We start from the raw sequence: 20,601 nt of genomic DNA on the forward strand, positions 1-20,601 counted from the left end.
GTTTTATAAAGTTACATTTATACCTAAAGAATAAGTGCGAGGTGCAAGACCACCGGTCTCTATGTCGTTCAGTTTCCAATGAGACATGGTCCAAAGGGCAGCATTACGGATGGTGCCATAAACCTTCAAATTAGAAAGTCCCCATCTGGAAACAATGGATTTCGGGAAGGTATACCCAATCGAAATGTTTTCGAGACGGATGAACGAGCGGTCAATATACCTTGCCGGTGAATTTACTCCCGTAGGTCCTTTAGAATTGAGCCGTGCATACGTGTTGGACTGATGCTCCGGAGTCCAGTATTCTTTTATACTCTGATTCAAGCCATAATCTATTTCTGAAGCGTTCACTTGGTTCAGGTAGGAGGTGTCTTTCATCTTGGAACCGATACAGGAATAGAGATTGAAGGAGAAGTCGATATTTTTCAGGATAGTGAAGTTGTTCCGCATGGAAAGAATGTAAGGAGAAGTAGTTTGTCCCAAGAACTCCTTATCCTTGTCGTTATAAACAGGGGTACGACTGCCATCGGAATTGATGATGTCGTCTTCCGTGTAGTTGTTGGCCACTTTGGGGTCACCCGGTAGCTGGCCTACTTTCTTAGCTTCTTCAATCTCGTCGGGTTGCCAGATACCGGTGACACGGTAATCCCATATCGCAGCGATGGGGCGTCCTATCCACCATTTGCCATATTCGTCTTTTTCCTTGCTACCCACAATGTTTCCGTTGGCATCGAGCACATCTTCATATTCGCCATAAAGGTGCTTCACTTTATTATCCATGTAAGCAAAGCTGAAACTGGTGTTCCACTCAAAGTTCTTTGTTGCCATATTCTGTGAGTTGATGATTAGTTCCACACCTTTGTTCTGTACCTCTCCCAAGTTGGTGGCAATGTCATTGAAACCGGTGAAAGGAGGAAGCGTACGCCCCATAATCATATCCTTGGTTTTTATCACATAGCCTTCCAAAGAACCGGTGATGCGGTTGTTCTGGAAACCGAAGTCCAAGCCCACGTTGTAGGCCTCGCTCTTTTCCCACTTCAGGTTGGGATTTGCCATACGACCGATTTTCAGGTATTCCATCTCTTTCAGATTACCCGAAGCATCCAAGTAACCAAACATTTTGGCGCCGATATCGAGTGTGGCAAGTGCCAGATAGGGGTCGTTAATGGCACGGTTTCCGTTCAATCCCCACGAGAGTCTCAGCTTACCCATGCTCATGGGTTCCCATTTAAAGAACTTTTCGTTGGTAAAAGTCCATGCCAGGGCTACAGAGGGGAATGTGGCCCAAGGTTCTTTCTCTCCGAAGGCCGAATAGGCATCTCGGCGGATGGATGCAGTAATCATGTAGCGGTCGTCGTAAGAATAGAACAGGCGCCCCAACAGCCCTACAGCTGTGCGATAGCTGTCAGACGAGGAAAAGCTGCTCTCCAATTTTCCTGCCGTATTCACATAGTGGAATCCCAATACATCAGTGGGCTGGAAATTACGGGCGGCAATACCTTCCGACCATGACTGGTGTTTTTCAGCTTCCTGTACCAAAGTCAGCATGACATGGTGTTTTTTAACGAAAGTATGGTCCCATGACAAGGTGTTATTGATAGACCAGTCGAATTTTGAAGCTGTATTGCGGTTGGCACCGTGGCTTACCGCATCCCAATCGGGATGTTCGGATGACTGGAACCAGCGGTCGTAGAACCACTGGAGGCGCGGAGAAGCATTGAATGAATAGTTAATGTTAAACGGCAGTTTCAGTTTGGCTGTGAAAATGGAGTTCAGCACGTAATATCCCTTTTCAAGTTGCTCATATTGATGGTTGAAGTCGTAGTTATAACCCATGTTGTAGGTGTTCTTCTCACCCATGGGATGTACGGCAAGGTTTCCATCTGCATCGCAGTAGTTGGCAAAGGGACTGTTGGCGAGTGTGGAGCCTTCATTCAATGCCAGGTCGCCATCACTACGGCTTTGGAAGTTGACATTACCGCTGACTTCCAGCCAGTCAGTAATGTTGGTAGTCAATTTCATATTGGCACGGATGGCTTGGTATTCAGTACCCCGAATGACCCCTTCATTACGAAGATAGCCTACGGACATATAGTAGTTCATTTTCTCGCCCGCTCCAGAGACACTGGCATTATAATCCTGGTTGATACCGGTTTGATAAGCGCTGTTGTACCAGTCGTATGTTCTTCCGGCAAGGAAGTTGTCACGTATCAACTGGTCTGTCTGGGTCAACACACGGTCAGCATAAATACCGAGGTCTGACTGCCCTTCGGCATTGACCGAATAGTTGCGCCAGTCTTCGATGGAAACATCGGCAGGCAAGCGGTCGGGACGGTCATAATAACCGGGCTTGATAGTTCCCGTCTGGTAGGCCTCGTAACGCCCGGTTTCGGGATTCATTCCGTAAGTAGCGGTCTTGTACCAGTCTTCACGGTACTTCATATAACCGTCACCATCATATACTTCTTTATAATTGGCTTTAGTTACGAAGCCCACCTTTGCACTGAAGTTAATGACAGGTTTGCCCATCTTTCCTTTCTTGGTAGTGATGATGACCACGCCATTTGCCGCACGGGCACCATAAACGGCTGCTGCCGAAGCATCCTTCAACACGTCTATCTGCCCGATGTCTTCAGGATTGATTTCAGACAACTCACCATAAAATGGCATATTATCAAGGATAATCATCGGAGAGCCGTCCGTCAGGCTGGACAGCGAGCGGTCGCCACGGATTTCGAGTGAGCCGCCGCCTTTGGCCGACGTGTCGAGCCCCACCTTCAGACCCGGTGCGCCGCGAAGCACGTCTTGCACGGTCTTGGGGGCTTCGTTCTGCATGGCTGTGGGGCGTATCTGTACGACGGAGCCGGTGACATCTTTCCGACGCATTGTGCCGTACCCCACAACAACCACCTCGTCTAGCATCTCGCTGTCTTCCGTCAAGGTCACATTCAACGGTTTTCCCGGTACAGCCTTTACCTCTACGGTTTTATAGCCGATGTAGTGGATTTCCAAAGTGGCACCCGGTTTCACTTTGAGCGAGAAGTTTCCATCAATATCAGTAATAGTTCCATTTCCTCTGTTTCCTTTTTCAATAACATTGGCACCGATGACGGGCCCCATGGCATCACTGACCGTACCTTTCACTATGACTTGCTGTTGCTGCACAGCCTGCACAGTAGTCACGCCGTCCTCTGCCCACAGGGCAAGCGGGTGGCTCGCTACGAGACCGGTACAAAGCAGTAAGACGGCTGTCGCTTTACTCGGAAGTCTGAATGAGTTTGATTTCATCATTTCTTAAATTTAATTAGGTTAAACATTTGGGTTAATTCCTTTTAATTTCCTCTTCTTAAATAAGAAGTTCTTCGGACTTCAGACAAAAAAAACGCTTAATATCAGTGAAGCAACTGACTAGCTTAGTCAAAGATCTCGACTACCTATGGTCGAAGTTTTCGCTTACCTTAGTCGAGAGCTTCGTCCGAAGTATGCCCGAAGAAATATGTTATCCTGAATACTTTCTTATACCTTAATTATACCTATACCTTACTTGTCTATATTGCTTACACAATAAATGATTTTTATCCTAACGGATTCTCTTCCAAATTCCCGTCACTGCCATCCGGTTTCTCCGTAGAACCACCAGCTTCGGGTGCCTCGCCTATATAAATGGTATGAGAGGTACTACGGGGTGTTTTCAACAGAGCACCGCCACCGCCTCTGTACTGTGTGGTCACTGTAAGCATATACTCGCCGTCTTCCAACGATGCAGGCAGCAAGATAATGAGTCGCGAAGGCTCGTTCAGCACAATCATGGCGTTGTCTATCTTTGTCACAGTTCCTGTGATAGCGGAAGTCAGCATAACGCCCACCGAAGGGTCAGTACCTGCCACCGTGAGGTTCTTGCCGAAAAGGGTGAAATTGCGACCTGCCGTGGCGCTGAAGTCCGTTGCGCGAGTAGCGGCATCCCGTCCGCTGCCGATGTAGAATTTTGTGGGACGTTCTCCCAACACGTCCACACGTGTATCCTTAATAGCCTCGCGAAGCGTCTTGCCCTGAGTGAACGAGACATAAATGCTGTTGGTTACTGCATTCCAGGCGTTCTGCTTCGCTACGCCGCGAAACTGTGCCACACCACGAAACAGCCCAGTGTTCACACTCTCACCATTCATCAACGCTTCGGCTATCACCTCTTCCATCAGTTCGATGCCTAATGCCATCGTCTCGCGCCGCACACCAGGATTCTTTGCCACCATGCGGTCCAAGATAATATTCTTGTCGATGCTACGGGTGGTCTCCAGTTGGAAAATCTTGTCCGTCTTGTCATCGGTAGTCACCGTGTTGTCTACCAACCATGCCCTTAATACATTTTTTGCCATACTTTCATAGTCTTTTTGTTAACATTGGTAATATAATATTGCATTATTGATATGATAAAATTATCTATTATATCAAAATAGAATAAACTAATATGTCATATCAACGCTGCAAATATATAGAAAATGAGAGGTACGAATGAGAGGTAAATCTTCCTTATGCCGCTACTATTCTTTCTAAATATTTATCGAAGCATGACGACAGATGGAAAAACAATAACGGTAACGATGGAAATCTTTCACAAAGCGATGGAAATCTTTTTTTCTTCGACACAAGTATGGCAGACAATACTCTTCATTTCCATTTTTTTGTTCCTTTCACCATGAAACATTATCTTTGCCATTGTCAAAGCAATATTTGTCTACATAAAAAGAAAAGATAATAAAAAATAGCCTAATCGAATATGTTATGGCAAAAGTACTAATACTATTATTTCTTACAATTTCATGTATACCCATCATCGCACAGTCTGACTACTTGTTTAAGAACATCAGTAGTCGCGATGGGTTATCGAATGATTTTGTACGGGATATGGACGTGGACGGAAAAGGGTTTATTTGGATTGCCACTGAAGAGGGACTGAACCGATGGACTGGCAACGGAAATACCATATACCGGGAAAACAACTCCGGATTGGCAAGCAATGAATTGACAACCGTGTACTATGATGCGAAGAGCAATAGCGTATGGGCAGGCTCCAGACAAAAAGGCATAAGCATATTCGACTGCCATACATCGCAATTCAGCCACCTGAGTACCAAAGAAGGACTTGCCAGTGATGCTATCACAGATATCATGCCTGCTGGTGATGAAGGTTTATGGATTACTCATGTGGATAACGGAATAAGTTATTACAACCGAAATACGCACAAGATATATGTCTATAATTCTTCTACACTATCAGGATTGAAAGACTGCAATCGTTGTTGCAGAGATGACAACAACGGTTATTTGTATGTAGGACATATTACTGAAGGGATGAGCATAATCAACCTGAAAAATAAAACGGTGAAAAAATTCTATCATGATGCCCAAAATCCCCAAAGTTTGCCAGGAAACAATGTACGAAGCATTTACATAGACCATAAAAAAAATATATGGGTAGGGACAAATGGTGGGCTTGCATTATTTAATCCGATGACAGAAGAGTTTACCTCCTTTCGCCATGAAGACGACAATCCCCAATCTTTGGTTGGAGACAATGTACATCATATCACGGAAACAACAAACAATGTATTGTGGATAGCCTCGGATTTAGGAGGAATCAGCACACTCGACTTAAACAATTTTGAGCTAAAGAGACAGGAAGACCAATTACACCTTGAGAACATCACTCACATCAATAGCGGACTTTCATCCCCCAACACGCGTGTCATAATGCAGGATAAATTCGGCCATATCTGGATAGGTAACCATAGTACTGGCGTTGACTTCATAGAGAACAACCGCCCCCTTTTCCATACCCTGCCCTTCTATAGTGAAAAGGATGGAGTGCAAACACCCAGCCGAGTGTATAGCATAGAAGCGAATAGCGGAGGGGAAATATGGCTGGGAGGAGAAAATACGTTAACCTGCTGGCAGGGCAACAAAGTAAAAAAGCAATGGAATGTTTCTTCACACTTGTCACATGCTTATTCCGTTATTTATAGTATGAAACAAGACAGCCAAGGTAGACTTTGGATGGGTATTGATGACGAAGGAGTACTACGCTATGATCCCAAGAATGATACTTTCAAGCGTATTGATTTGGGTATGGAGAATATAGATGTACGCACTTTTTACGAAGATGAACAAGGACAAATGTGGATAGGAAGTGAGGAAGGAGTCTATATCAGCCACCATGATAGCATCCAAAGATGGAATGTACCGGAGTGGAAACGGTGGAATCCGATTGCATTCGCTCTTATGCAAGATAAACAACGAAAAATATGGATAGGGACATTGGGAGTAGGAATCTACGTTGTTGATGCAAACCATAAACAATTGACAAGACTGTATGACGGCAATCGCCTGCGTACCAATAACATCAATCAAATTTACCGAGACCGGGATGACGGACTGTGGATAGCTACATATAATGGACTGGTCTATGTGAAAGATACCGACCAACCGGAACAGACTATATTATACGATGAGGCGTATGGACTTGCCGACAACCATATCCGAGCCATCCAGCAAGACAAACTGGGTAATATTTGGGTAAGTACCTATACGGGGATTGCCTGTTTTAATGTTTACCGCCAGAAATTCTACAATTATGATTATCACAACGGGATACCTGCAGGAGGCTTTATCGAAGGCTCGGCAACTATCTTGCCGGACGGAACTATCTGCTTCGGTTCTTTACATGGTGTCTGTTCTTTCAATCCACAACTTATCAATAATACGGATATTGTCTCCCCTATCCAACTCATCGCTTGCGAAAGTTTTGACCGTAAGGTAATAAACAGAAAAGCAGAAACAACAGTTCCCAATGACAAAGGGGTAATCAGCCTGCCTTATTACCGCAATACATTCCGCTTTTTATTCACCGTACCAGATTACGCACAAGAAGGTCTAGTTGAGTATGCCTACCAAATGGAGGGACTGGACAGAACGTGGTATGATACCGAAGGAGAACAACAAATAACCTTCCGAAACATAGATCCGGGTAAATATATCTTCCGAGTTAAAGCACGGCTGAAAAATGGTGAATGGGATGAAAAAAATACTGCATCCATACACATTGTCATTAATCCGCCGATTTGGGCAACATGGTATGCCAAATCATTATATACCTTATTAATATTGTGCATTATTTATCTCATCTTCCGTTCATACAAAAAAAGACTGCTGCTGAAGAGTTCTTTAAAGGTGGAGAAAAACTCGCTGGAGATGGAAAAGAGAAATCGGCAGAAAGAACAAGAACTGCACAATGAACGGCTTCGCTTCTATACAAATATCGCACATGAATTACGTACTCCGCTTACGCTGATTATCGGTCCGTTGGAGGATTTAAAGGATAACAAAGGCATACCCGCCGCTTTCCGTACAAAAATACAGACCATATACCGCAGTGCCGTGCAACTGCTCAATCTTATCAACCAACTGATGGAATTCCGCAAGACCGAAACTCAAAACAGACAACTGACTGTGGGTAAAGGCAACCTGAGCAATCTGATTACAGAAATAGGATTGAGATATAAGGAGCTGAATCAAAATGAGCATGTAAGAATCAATGTCAAAGTGGAACCTGTACAGGAAAATATCTATTTCGATGCGGATATCATCACGATCATACTTAACAATCTGTTGTCCAATGCCATCAAATACACTCGGGCAGGACATATCACACTCTCCATGCACCGAATAAAGGCAAATGGCATAAGCTATGTAGAAATGATAGTGGCAGATACTGGCTATGGAATTGACGCAGAGTCCTTGCCGCACATTTACGACCGATACTATCAAGCGAAGGGCAAGCACCAGGCTTCGGGTACCGGTATCGGGCTGGCATTGGTGAAGTCGCTCGTTGATTTGCACCACGGTTCACTGGAGGTGGAAAGTGCCGTGGAGAAAGGAACGACTTTCCGCTTCCGCATACAAACCGATTACAATTACCCCGAGGCATTGCACAAGGAAGAAAAAGTGGTTACTGTTGTAAAGGAAATGGCAGAAGATGCCGAACCGGAAAGTGCATTCCCTATTCTGTTGGTGGTGGAAGACAATGCTGACATCCGGGAATATATAGCCAATGAATTACAAGATACATATAAAATATTGCAAGCCAATAACGGAAAGGAGGGTCTGATTTTGGCGTTAAGATACACTCCAAATATTATAGTGAGTGACATCATGATGCCGGAAATGGATGGCATAGCCATGTGCAAGGGCATCAAGGAGAACATGAATACCAGCCACATCCCTGTCATCCTCCTTACAGCCAAGGACTCCATACAAGATAAAGAAGAGGGGTACGACAGTGGAGCCGACTCTTACTTGACCAAACCTTTCAGTGCGAAACTATTGAGGAGTCGCATCAAGAACTTGTTGGAGATGCGGAAACGCCTTGCCCGGCAAATTGTGGAAAATGTTCCGTCTACGGTGGTCAAGAACACCGAAAAGCGACAATCTACTTCATCCCCTCATCCGCAATTGAACAGATTGGACGAAGCCTTTCTCTCTAAATTGACTTCATTGATAGAAGATAATCTGGATGTAGAGAAAATAGACACCGCTTTTATGATTGATTGTATGAACATGAGTTATTCTGCCTTCTATCGTAAAGTAAAAGCTTTGACAGAACTTAGTCCCAATGAATTTGTTCGAAAGATTAAGCTAAGAAATAGTGCACATCTATTACTTACAGGAGAACATAATGTGTCAGAAGCCGCCTCAATGACCGGCTTTAACAATATGGCACACTTCCGCGATTGTTTCAAAAAAGAATATGGCATTCCTCCATCCGAATATCAGAAACGATATAGACAGGGGTAAACTTGATACCGGAGGAGGGGCAGAAAGAAGTTAGGAAGTTAAGCCGATACATTGCGGTAGTGTAAAATAAACTGTGTCACGCATTATTTATCTCTAGAAAACTCATCGGTCGGGGAACGGCCCGCGCCAAGGGGCGGGACCACCCGTCCCGACGAGCGTAAAATTACAATAATTTAAACCGGTTTCCAAACTTTATAGCCAGTTGTTGCGAGATGGTAGCCCAATTGGCCAGTGGCATGGTCCATTTCTTACGTATATTGCGGTATGCAAGATAAACAAGTTTCTCAAGGGCTGTATCCGATGGGAACACGCCCTTGTTTTTTGTTACCTTGCGGATCTGACGGTGATACCCCTCAACGGTATTTGTGGTATAGATAAGCTTACGGATGACCGGAGTATACTGGAAGTATTCGGACAGCTTATCCCAGTTGTCCTGCCAGGATCTGATAACGACAGGATACTGTTCACCCCATTTTTCATCCAGCTTGAGGAGCTCATTTTCTGCGGATTCCTTATTGACTGCCTGATAGACACATTTCAAATCCCTTAAGAACTCCTTCTGATTCTTGGATCCTACATACTTGATGGAGTTACGTATCTGATGTACTACACAAAGCTGTACGGCTGTATTAGGATAAACGCTTTGAATGGCTTCAGGAAACCCCTTCAGACCGTCTATACAGGCAATGAGAATATCCTCAACTCCACGGTTCTGAAGGTCTGTCAACACGCTGAGCCAGAAGTTTGCTCCCTCATTCCTTGATATATACATTCCAAGTAACTCCTTGTGTCCCTCCCTGTCAATGCTCAGTACATTATAGATTGCACGGGTTACCGCGCAGCCACGTTCATCCGTTACTTTGTAATGAATGGCATCCATCCAGACTATAGGATAAACAGAATCAAGCATCCGTGATTTCCATGCTTTTATCTCCGGAAGTACACGGTCTGTGATGGAACTGATTGTGTCGGCCGAAACACGATTCCCAAGATTTTCTTCCATCCAGTCACTGATTTCCCTTGTGCTGTTTCCCATTGCATACAAGCCAATTATACGGTCAGCAACACCTTCTGCCAGAATAGTCTCACGCTTCTTGATAAACTGGGGATCAAAACTCGAATTACGGTCACGGGGAGTGGAAACGGTTACTTCGCCCAAGGGAGTCTGAACCTGCTTTTGCATCTTTCCGTTACGACGGTTACCCATCTGGCGTTCTTCTTCTGTCAAATGTGCATCCATCTCTCCTTCCAGGGCTGCATTCAATATACTTTCCAATAGTGGGGCAAAGGCGCCGTCCTTACCCAACAAAGGCTTGCCGGCTTTCAGCTGTTCAATGGCCTTGTTCTTGATACTCTCGAAATCAAATTCTTCTTTCATAAAAAAAACTGTGTTAGCAAAGTTAATACTTTATTCCTTGCTGACACAGTTTAATTTACATCCTCTACATTGCTGCCAATATATTGTCTATTGACTTTAACTTCTAAGCTCGCCCGGAGCGGGCGACAACTTCTTCTAACTTCTTAGCCCTTGTGAATATTATTCATTCTTGACAACACAATAGCACAGCCTTCAGCGCCATCTTTTCCGTGGTTTTGTCACCATATCCGGCCGAATATGAGAATAACAAATACTATCCAATGTAAGTCCTGTAATATGATGGCTCTGATTGGGGACTCCCTTGGAATTATCCACTACAATGTTTCGAATAGTAATGTCCTTGGGTGGCAACCTTTCGTCACCGCACAACTCATAGACAAAATCCGCGGAACCACACCGAATGTCCTTCACATGAATTCCCTCGATACGGGTAAGACGTTCCTCATAAGTAGGAACCAACTCCCGCCATTGATAGAGAATATCCATGTCCAACCCAACCAAATATTCAGTATCCTTGCACGTAACATCTTCCAAGTAGATGTTTTCCACAATTCCACCCCGCCTTCGGTTGGTTTTGATAAAGAATAAGCAATGCACAGATGCGGGTACATCACAATGATGCATATAAACGTTTCGCACACCTCCAGACAGTTCACTGCCAATGCCCAATAGAGTATGTCCTTCCATTACCTGACAATTACGTACAACGATATTCTCACAAGGGGTGCCCAATCTCCACGCATCTCGGTTTCGCCCCGATTTAATAACTACAGCATCATCTCCCTGGTCAAACTTGCAATTCTCTATCAGGAAATTACGGCTCATTTCCAAATCTATGCCATCGTTGTTGTGGCCGTTCGCCTTGACATCAAGACCACGGACAATGCCACCCTTGCACATATAAAGGTGTATAGTCCAAAAGGGACTTTCCCTGATCTTAAAGCCGTCAAGCAACACATTCCTGCAACGGTTCAGATGAATCAGATGAGGACGGAGGTTATTCTCACCAACAGCCATTTGCCTTTCTTCCACAGGAACATCAGTGGAAGCCATTGTATATAACTTCCTCAAAGCCTCCATGTGAGCTTGCGGACGGGCAAACCATATTCTCCATGTATCCATCTTGGGAGCCAATACTCCTTTTCCTGTAATGGCGATGTTTTCGCAATCAGATGCATAAATTAGCGGAGAGTAGTTATAACACTCCATGCCTTCCCATGAGGTCATTACCGCCGGAAGATAATCCGAAGGAGTGTCTGTAAAACGCAATACCGCTCCTTCCTCCATGTAGAGGTTTATATTGCTTTTCAAGTGGATAGGACCAGTCAGCCATTCTCCTTTGGGAATGACTACACGACCGCCACCTACCAAATGACAGGCAGTGATTGCCTTGGCTATTGCCTTTGTATTCAGTTTTTTTCCTCCTGCCTTAGCTCCATATTTGGTTATCAAGAAATCCCTCTGTGGGAATATACACAAAAATACAGAGTCCATAGGGAAAGGAGCCTCTACCTCCACCGGCTGAAGCTTCACCCCTTCAGCCCATGAGCAAATGGGAAAGAAGATAACAAGAAGCAAACCAGCAAATAAATCTTTTAATGTTGTCATTCTTACTGCTATTATAAAAATTAGTGTACTTTTATCGTTATTGTTTGTTCAGGAAGGCCTTCTACGCAAACCTTTACGCTCATCATCCCCTTACTTCGTCCAGCCTGTATCACCAGCATGCACCTGCCCTGATAAGTAGGAAGCTCATGGCTGTTGAAACGATATGCTCGACGCATTTCTCCACTATCTATCCCCAGCAATTTTCCAGTGCCTTCCACTGTTGCATTTACCACACGGTCGTTTATCCTTACAGGCACCCCATTTTCATCAAATAATTGTAAAGCAATGAAAGCAAGGTCTTGTCCGTCTGCTTGCAATACGGTTTTGTCAGGTGTAAGTGTGAAACATGCTGCTTTAATTTTACTTGTCTGAATGCTGTCGCGGCACACCTCTTTACCATCCTTGTATCCGATAGCAACCACCTTCCCAGGTCGATAAGGCTGATTCCAAATAATGGTATTATTCAGATAGTCTTTCGGTTTGCGCGGTCCATATTTCTTTCCACGTGGATCTATCAGTACCACTTCGTCACAATTAGATGGGGTATGAATTGGCAACACACGTGAATCGGTATATGGAAAAGTCCAGTCATGCACCATAGGCGGTGTCTGCCAGTGGTCCTTACCCGGATCTTCATCTATGCTATAGTCCACGACAGCCATTTTCAAGACAGGCTTGTCTGTCCACATCGCACGTAAATAGGCGGCACGAGGCTTCTCGTCCATGCACATATCGAAAAGCGTAGCAGCCCATCCCTTACTCGGCCAACCCATGCTTTCTCCGATATAATCGACTCCGGCCCAAACAAACGATCCACAAAAGTAATCATTTTCCATCACATAATTCCACGGATTCTTGGGAGAGTAATCCCTTGCCTCATAAGGTCTCAATCCGCTATAATAGGGATAACTTTCACTTATCAGGCCGATTCGTTCAGGATGCTTTTTCTTGTCCTCTATATAAGATAGTTCGCTATAATTATACCCTACCACATCAGTTACTGAAGCAAACTTATCTTGGTATGCCGGTGCCAGTGCCAACATGGTTGGACGTGTCGGTTCTAATTTATGTACGAAGTCACGCAACAAGGTGGCACGTTCCACACCCACGTTGTCCTTACGGGTGGCTTCTGCCAATTCATTGCCGATACTCCAAAGGACGATGGAAGGATGGTTACGGTCGCGCACAATCATGTCACGAATATCTTGTTGCCAACATTCATCAAAGAACTGCTCATAATATCCCGACTTCCACTTGTCGAAAGCCTCGTCAACGACTAAGAAACCAATGGAATCACAATAATTCAAGAACTCCGGTGAAGGCGGATTGTGTGAACAGCGGATGGCATTTGCTCCAAACTCCTTTAAGATAGTCAGACGGCGTTCGTATGAACGGTTTGGAACGGCAACCCCCAAGCATCCAGCATCCTGATGCAGGCACGCACCTTTCATTTTGATATTCTTCCCGTTCAAGAAGAAGCCTTTGTCCTTATCGAAACCGATGGTCCGCACCCCGAAACGGGTCGTGTAACGGTCTATCACCTTTCCCTTTTGTTTCAATATTGTTTCCAAACGATAAAGATAAGGTTTTTCCAAATTCCACAATTGTGGGTTGGACAGCGTGAAAGACTGTGCAATATCTTTTGTCCCGTTTTCCGGCATCACAACCTCTGTTCGGGCTGCATACTGCTTGCCGTTTATCTTCAACAGATTGCCTTGTGCATCCACTATTCGTTGCATAATTTCTATTTCACCGGTCAATGCCGAAGTATTGGCTACAGTTGTTACACAAGATACGATGGCCGATTCTGCCGACACTCGGGGAGTGGTAATATATGTACCCCACATCTTGACATGTATCGGATTGGTTACTTGCATCCATACGTGGCGATAAATACCCGAGCCAGTGTACCAGCGCGATTTCTCCGAATGATCTACCTTCACGCTCAATGTATTCTTTCCTCCATATTTCAAGTAAGGAGTCAAGTCAGTTTCAAATGAAGTATATCCGTAACGATGGTAATCTACCTCCTGTCCGTTCAGATAGATGGTAGCTTTATGATAGATGCCATCGAACACAATGCTGACCCGCTTACCTTTGTAAGACGCAGGCACATTGAAATCTTTCTTATAATAACCTATACCCCCCGGCAAATATCCACTTTCAGGACCCACCTCTTCGTTAAAGTCCAGTTCAATACTCCAGTCATGCGGAAGCTGGACAGGTTTATAGATACCTTGTTCTCCCAAACGGAACTGCCAATCGAAATCAAAATTCTGCCGGATACGTTCGGCAGACCATCCTATTGTCCCGGTAAACAAGAATAAAATGATTATTAATAAATTACGTTTCTGCATAAGTGATTAATATTATGATATGTTTCAACTCTTTCATAGTATCTGTATTTCATCGATATTTCCTGCAGGAGCTGGCACAACAACCCTATTAGGACGATAATAGTTACCTGTCGTTTCCAAATGAATGGTATTGTTTTTCCCCTTCTGCAACGGTACAGAAATACTGAAATAATTATATTTAGTGCCTCCTCCTGTAGGTTCCAGTTTTATCCGATAAGATTTCCCGTTCACAGTCAGAATATGGCTGGCCTGCCGGTTGTCCTCCAAAGAATAACGGATGCGGATGATATGTTCGCCCCCTTCCTTACCGTCCAGTTGTTCCCAAGTAATATATGCACCCTCATGAGAAGGCAATTTCACATAACCATTCCCGGCAAACCCAATATTCTGGATGTCATATTCCGCAACAGCATCCGAACTGAGCGATACAAACTCTGCCTGGACTATCTGATAAGGTTTCGGGAACAAGGTCCCTTTGCATTTCAGTAACACGGTAGTGCCTGCCTCCACGAATACCGACGGATTTTTGTCAGATGCCGTGTCGAACAATTCCGTTTGTCCCAAGCTGACGTTACCTTGTCCCACCCACTGATTACCTTTATCGAAATAACCATACGATGCGCTTTCCACTTGCATGCCAACAGGCAATGTGAAACGTCCTCCACCGGTGCTCATCAAAACTACCTCCGTATCACTACGCAGAATACTGATACCTTGCGATGTCGGATAAATAGGGGAGTATGATATTCCGCTGTTGGCAGTACTCGTACCTCCATCAACGCCTTCCCAATTGTGTACAAACAATCCGTAACCATGCGTCTTGGTAGCAAGGTCCACCGGGTCGCTCTGTAAAATCTTGTTCATGCGCCGTATGTCGTCCAAGTGCCCTACCAGCGGAACAATCTTGTTCCCATTCCTGCCATAGAGCGCTTCTATACTATAATAGTCGAAAGCAGCATTGCCCGACAAGGCAGCCAAATGCATCTGGGCAGAGATAGGAATACCCGAATTGGTTTCCATAATCATCCGGAAATTCTTGCCAACGTATGGGACATTGTTACGCATACTGGCAATGAATGAGGCATCCGAAGCAAAATGATGCCGGTAAGTGTCAATTCCTACAAAATCAAGATTAGTCTTTTCCCCTGAAAGCCTGTGGGCTTCATTCTCTTGGATCCGTCCGGCAACGTTCCAAAACACACAATTGGCACGGGTCCATACAACATAATCCGATTGTTTCACCGCACCGGCCACTCCATTCAGATAAGAAATAGCTAACGAATTGGGAAACGTGGTTCGCATCCCAATGAATTCATTATTGATTTGCACACCGATTACAGGATGCTTCTTCTCATTGGCAGCATCCCAATCGGCTATGTGGTTCATTACTTCTTTCAACACATAGGTTTCCCTTTCGCGCAAACGGTCATCTGCAATATCCAACGTGTAGTCAGACATATCTCTCCGGATGGTAAATTCACTAGTTGTTTCTTTAGAAGATGGTGAAGGGGAATAAAGCACATAGTCCGGTGTGCGTAAGTGTACGGCATTTTTATTAGGACGTCCCAGCCATTGCACATGCCCTCCGCTGTTTGCACCAAACCAGAGCATTTCCATTTTTAACCCATATTTATTCACCAGCTTCAGATAACTGTCCAGGATAGTCCAATCGAACCGGTCCTTTTTCGGCTCCACCTCATACCAATGTACCGGAACAGACACTGTATTGAATCCGTCTGCCGCCACTTGCGCAACAAGTTTTTCACACAAGTCCATGCTCCATTCTTCAGAATATCTCAGCAAATCCAGCCGCAACTGTATATTGGTCATATAAAACGGCGTACCTGTCACCCGAAGCACATACTTCTGTGTACCTTCAAGGCTTGTGTCTACATTTGAAATGACCTGTTGCTTCCTTTCTGTAGGAACAACATTTTTCGCGTTTGCCATTGCCGACCAGTTCATGCAGCAATAACATAATGATAATACTACCAATCTGTGTTTCATACTTATTTCAATTCGTGACATTAATAAAGTTATACATGATATTGTTTCTGCAAAATTATAGAAGGAAGAAGATATGAATAGGTGGAAAATCCGTCTAAAAGGGATGGAATACTACCTAAATACCGGACTAATAACAGAAAGGTTGCTAATCTGCTCTTATAAACGATATTTTCTCCTACCTATTGGCAGAATCAAGTTCGAGATAAATTCCACCAACGGGATGTTCCTTTAGCTGTGCTGGATTATCAAAAAAAACTTATTCTTATAGTTCCCCCATACGGATTGAAATCAAAGACCTGTTTATCATCCCGTTTTTTTACTAACAGTCTCTTTCCGTTTTGATACACCTTCACTTTTCCCTTTCCTTTCTTATTCAGCACCATTGTCAAAGGTTCATTAAATAATTCCTTGTCCAGTAACAAACGAGGTATAACTGCCCACTGCGATTCCTTTTTCACAATATCCAGTTGTACATTCCTCCGCTCTTTAACATATGCCGCTACCTCGCGAAAAGTACCTACCCAAATATCGTATTCCTGATTTTTCACTCTACGAAAATGTTCCCATAATATATCCGGGGAAGTGAAGGCATCATAACCGGTAGAAATTCCATGTATCATAGTCACTCCCCAATCATTGGAAATCATGAGCTCCTTTACCCATTTATCCAGCGATTCAACCGTTGATTTTGATTTCTCACCTCCTATGGCATATTGTTTGATACGTGTACCTATTCTATTTTCTGAAACAATCCGCCGTACATCTTCATTATAAGAATTAAACGGATAACAGAAGGTTAGCGGCCTTTCGCCTATTTCAGCCTGAATAATGCTATCATTCCTGCCAACTTCCGCTTTCACTTCTTCCAGACTAAGATGCCTCAAATCTGCATGTGACCAACCGTGACTGGATATTTCATGCCCTTTATCAAACATTTCTTTCATTTGCGTCCAAGTCATACGTGGTTTATCTTGCTGCTCCGTCACATTCTCTATCCCTTTTCCCCATATCCAAAAAGTCCCTTTGAAACCTACTTTTTCCATTTCCGGGAAAACAAGCGTATAGTGTTCTTCCAGACCATCATCGAAAGTATAGCTGATAGCACATTGCTTATCGTCCTTATAATCTGCCACATATACTTCCGAATCGTGAGAACGCATATATGCAGCTAGTTCCGGCACAACTTTGGCAACAGCTTCCATCGCGATTCCCGCCACCACCTTTCCACCAGAAATGTTCAGATGGGTGTTATCAATTTTTCCTTTTGGGCAGAAATCATATATTCCCGTAGGTACCCACATGAAAAGGCTTTTTGACTTCTCTACCCCCATACTGACTACCAAATCATACGTCAGCTTATTCAAATCTACAAAAGGAACATCCATTTCTTTTGCCACTCTTCTTGGTGATTCCAAATACTCTCCATGAGTGTCTACCAATGTGCTTCCCTCCGTCTCATAACTGCCTTTATGCCCAATGGTCCCTTCCGGTGGAAAATTCCGGCGCACAATTGAATTAAACAGCACCGGATAAGCTCCCTTTGCTCGCGTCTCCCTTACAAATCTACGCAAGTTTTCATCGAAAGTGCTTCCGGGAATAGTATGTAGCTCTTCGGCAGATTTCTCATCATTATGACCGAACTGGATAAATACATAGTCTCCGCTCTTCAATTTGGAGAGTACGACATCCCAACGTCCTTCATCGATAAAACTCTGTGAACTCCGACCATTCATGGCATGATTGTCCACCCGTACATCGCCAATCAAAAATTCAGGAAGCATCTGTCCCCAACCACGTTCAATATTTCCATTCTTCAGACTTTTATTCGCCATAGTAGAATCACCTATCATAAAAATGGTGATTATATCCTTCTTTCCGCTAGTAAAAGCGGAAAAGAAAAGAAGCGCACAAAATACATATAGTAATTTCGAATTCAACTTTCTCATGATATATTTTTTTACAAGAAAGAACATAAAAATAAGATATATGATAATGTACAATTACAGTTCATACGGCAATAGCATAATGATAATACTACCAATCTCTATTTCACATTTATTTCAATTCGTGATATTAATAAAGTTGTACATTATATGGTTCCTGCAAAATTATAGAAGGAAGGGGATATGAATAGGTGAAAAATCTGTCTAAAAGGGATGGAATACCACCTAAATACCGGGCTAATAGCAGAAAGGTTGATAATCTTCTATAAAAGATATCTTCCCTTATGGTGGTAGTCGGATTCTCAATTAAGACAGAAATAGAGACGAGGATAAATTCATCTCTATTTCTGTCTTGACTGGGAATATGTTTTCCAAACACCATATTCTATTCTATCACACGTATGCTGTTAAGCATATCTATTTTTCAGCTGAGGCATCAGCCTTGATTGGCCAGTATGGATTCTGATAAATGACGGATTCTTCTACATTGGTACCATCCGGTGAAGTCAGCAGGAACTGCTTTATAGGTATCGGATACAGATAATGAGCCATGTTCCAAGTAAATCCACCATATCCTATCTGGTTCGATGTCTTTTGGAATGGGCAAAGATATTCGCTGTAGCTAGACGGCGATACATTGGAGTTGCTTGTACCATCGGATACCAGAGCCGATGTACCGTCACTATTGTCATACCAATGCTCCATCGGCGTATTCCACAAGTGAAATCCTTGGGGTACATAGGGGCTGGTTATCAATTGATCCATTGCTCTCCAACGGCAGACATCCATGTTGCGCAAAGCTTCGGCCAGCATTTCACACCGCCGTTCGCGACGGATGTTATACAATGTCTTGTCAGTAAGTAGCTTTCCACCGGAATAAGCCCCCCAATCGTTCTCTGCTTCCTTATCCATCTCGGTAGCTGCAATGGTGGCATCGATGTCCGTGCTTATCCCGGCGCGACTGCGAATAGCCTGCCAGTAGCCGAGAGCAGTGGCATCTAGTGTCCCAGTCCTTTCGTAGCTTGCTTCCATATAGTTAAGCAAGGCCTCAACAGCCCGATAGCACACCAATGCAACGTATCCCTTAAGCTGTATGCAGTATTTTGAATTGAGTGCTCCGCCTTTGCGCAAAGCATATCCGGTGGTATAAGCACGTTGCATATCGCCTACGATAATATTAGGTACGGGTTCTATCAAATTGAGGCTCTGTCCGGGCTGGTCATCCCACACGATGTTCGTTTGCCCGGGCTCTTTCAAAAAGAGAGACAAACGACTGTCACGGTTGGTACGGACATCGGCTATCGTCTGGTCGCCCATATAGTAGCCATCACCGTCCGCGTACGTTCCATGTGTATATACGGGAGTACCGTCAGCCATCAGGAAATTCTGTACAAAAGAGCGAGTAATTCCAACGCCCCAATTCCCCATGTTGGCTGCCAAGGCAATATCATTTCCCTTGTTCATTGTATATTGTCTCCACAGCAGCACTTCGGGATAACTGGACAAATCTTCATCGCAGAACATGTTATAGTAGGGATTCTCCGGATCGTCCGCAGCCTGTTGCAGCATTCCGGTGTTGGCGGTCAGCTGCCCTTTGTATTTCTCGGCCACTTCCTTAGAGGCGGCCATTGCCTCATCCAAGAAAAAATTTATCTCGTTATCTATGTTTCCGCTCGGATATTCATAATTGGCATTGTATTCTTTGCTTTTACCTGGCCATCCTTCGCCATTGGGAACAAAAGCTGTCCCTTTGAAATATTTCAGGAATGTCCCTTCATATAGGGCTACACGTGATTTAAGCAGCAGTGCCAAGTCGCGGTTAATCCGGGTGGTGGCAAAGTCTATCCCATCCATCAACGTGGCAGCCTTGTCTAGGTCGGAAAGGATAAAACGAGCCACCTCGTTGCGCGGACTGCGTTTACTTGCCTCGGTGGTAGCCTCCATGTCATCTGTCAGTGCATGTTCAACGATAGGGAAATCTCCGAACTTCTGGTAGCGGTTAAAGTAATCGAGCGCACGAAGAAAGTAGATTTCGCCTATGTAGTGGCGGATAGATTGTAAATTGCCCGAAATCTGGTTCTGCGATCCATCTAAATTTTCACCGAATTTAGGAAGGACATTATCCAAGAAGTAATTCAATTGATAAATATTCTCGAATTTCCAGTTGCTATCGTCCTGCGGTACTTTCCACAGTGTTTTAGTCAAGCGATTAGGAGTATCAGAAGCTATCTGATTGTCCGTATGTTTATCTTCGGCATAAAATCCGTAGCTGTTTTTGCCGGAAGAGGGCAATATGGCAGAATAAAACTTATCGGCCCATGACTGCAACTGGCTAGCATCGGTAAAATATATTTCCGGAGAGATGGACGATTCCGGTTCCCGATCTAGGAAATCCTCACAAGAGATAAAAATGCTGCCACACAAAATAGATGCAGCTGTCAAAAATAGATGTCTTATCTTCATT

The 20,601-nt window shown here is 44.1% G+C and carries 9 protein-coding genes; 1 reads left to right on the forward strand and 8 read right to left on the reverse strand.

Annotated features, from left to right (window positions below; genetic code table 11):
• Positions 1 to 3: 3 nt before the first annotated feature.
• On the reverse strand, positions 4 to 3,285 hold the full coding sequence (locus DW182_RS08595; RefSeq protein ID WP_032845404.1) for a SusC/RagA family TonB-linked outer membrane protein: 3,282 nt from the start codon (positions 3,283 to 3,285) through the stop codon (positions 4 to 6).
• A gap of 287 nt (positions 3,286 to 3,572) precedes the next feature.
• On the reverse strand, positions 3,573 to 4,370 hold the full coding sequence (locus tag DW182_RS08600) for a DNA-binding domain-containing protein (RefSeq protein ID WP_005831625.1): 798 nt from the start codon (positions 4,368 to 4,370) through the stop codon (positions 3,573 to 3,575).
• A 406-nt stretch (positions 4,371 to 4,776) separates the two neighbouring features.
• Here DW182_RS08600 and DW182_RS08605 point away from each other — a divergent pair, with 406 nt between their 5' ends.
• Complete coding sequence (locus tag DW182_RS08605) at positions 4,777 to 8,844, forward strand: hybrid sensor histidine kinase/response regulator transcription factor (RefSeq protein WP_032845402.1); 4,068 nt, start codon at positions 4,777 to 4,779, stop codon at positions 8,842 to 8,844.
• Between the two features lie 163 nt (positions 8,845 to 9,007).
• Here the strand turns inward: DW182_RS08605 and DW182_RS08610 are convergent, their stop codons facing one another.
• The 6 genes from DW182_RS08610 to DW182_RS08635 all read right to left on the reverse strand — a co-directional run bounded on the left by DW182_RS08610 (position 9,008) and on the right by DW182_RS08635 (position 20,600).
• A complete protein-coding gene (locus DW182_RS08610; RefSeq protein ID WP_005837038.1) occupies positions 9,008 to 10,222 on the reverse strand; it encodes an IS256 family transposase in 1,215 nt (404 codons plus the stop codon).
• 192 nt (positions 10,223 to 10,414) lie between these two features.
• Complete coding sequence (locus tag DW182_RS08615) at positions 10,415 to 11,830, reverse strand: glycoside hydrolase family 28 protein (RefSeq protein WP_005831634.1); 1,416 nt, start codon at positions 11,828 to 11,830, stop codon at positions 10,415 to 10,417.
• A 20-nt stretch (positions 11,831 to 11,850) separates the two neighbouring features.
• Positions 11,851 to 14,187 (reverse strand): glycoside hydrolase family 2 TIM barrel-domain containing protein, encoded by a 2,337-nt coding sequence (locus tag DW182_RS08620; RefSeq protein ID WP_005831635.1) that lies wholly within the window; start codon positions 14,185 to 14,187, stop codon positions 11,851 to 11,853.
• A 33-nt stretch (positions 14,188 to 14,220) separates the two neighbouring features.
• Positions 14,221 to 16,194, reverse strand: coding sequence for a DUF4978 domain-containing protein (locus tag DW182_RS08625; RefSeq protein WP_011965490.1), 1,974 nt, complete (start codon positions 16,192 to 16,194; stop codon positions 14,221 to 14,223).
• A 245-nt stretch (positions 16,195 to 16,439) separates the two neighbouring features.
• Positions 16,440 to 18,140 carry a polysaccharide deacetylase family protein gene (locus DW182_RS08630; RefSeq protein ID WP_011965489.1) on the reverse strand — a complete coding sequence of 567 codons (1,701 nt, stop codon included), beginning with the start codon at positions 18,138 to 18,140 and terminating at the stop codon, positions 16,440 to 16,442.
• 414 nt (positions 18,141 to 18,554) lie between these two features.
• Complete coding sequence (locus tag DW182_RS08635; protein ID WP_005831644.1) at positions 18,555 to 20,600, reverse strand: RagB/SusD family nutrient uptake outer membrane protein; 2,046 nt, start codon at positions 20,598 to 20,600, stop codon at positions 18,555 to 18,557.
• Position 20,601 lies beyond the last annotated feature (1 nt).

The organism is Bacteroides sp. AM16-24, assembly GCF_003471885.1.
Taxonomy (GTDB): Bacteria; Bacteroidota; Bacteroidia; order Bacteroidales; family Bacteroidaceae; genus Bacteroides.

Bases quoted from the DNA above. Each gene is read 5' to 3' on its own strand.
- DW182_RS08595 (WP_032845404.1), bottom strand. From the start codon at position 3,285: ATGAAATCAAACTCATTCAGACTTCCGAGTAAAGCGACAGCCGTCTTA.
- DW182_RS08600 (WP_005831625.1), bottom strand. From the start codon at position 4,370: ATGGCAAAAAATGTATTAAGGGCATGGTTGGTAGACAACACGGTGACT.
- DW182_RS08605 (WP_032845402.1), top strand. From the start codon at position 4,777: ATGGCAAAAGTACTAATACTATTATTTCTTACAATTTCATGTATACCC.
- DW182_RS08610 (WP_005837038.1), bottom strand. From the start codon at position 10,222: ATGAAAGAAGAATTTGATTTCGAGAGTATCAAGAACAAGGCCATTGAA.
- DW182_RS08615 (WP_005831634.1), bottom strand. From the start codon at position 11,830: ATGACAACATTAAAAGATTTATTTGCTGGTTTGCTTCTTGTTATCTTC.
- DW182_RS08620 (WP_005831635.1), bottom strand. From the start codon at position 14,187: ATGCAGAAACGTAATTTATTAATAATCATTTTATTCTTGTTTACCGGG.
- DW182_RS08625 (WP_011965490.1), bottom strand. From the start codon at position 16,194: ATGAAACACAGATTGGTAGTATTATCATTATGTTATTGCTGCATGAAC.
- DW182_RS08630 (WP_011965489.1), bottom strand. From the start codon at position 18,140: ATGAGAAAGTTGAATTCGAAATTACTATATGTATTTTGTGCGCTTCTT.
- DW182_RS08635 (WP_005831644.1), bottom strand. From the start codon at position 20,600: ATGAAGATAAGACATCTATTTTTGACAGCTGCATCTATTTTGTGTGGC.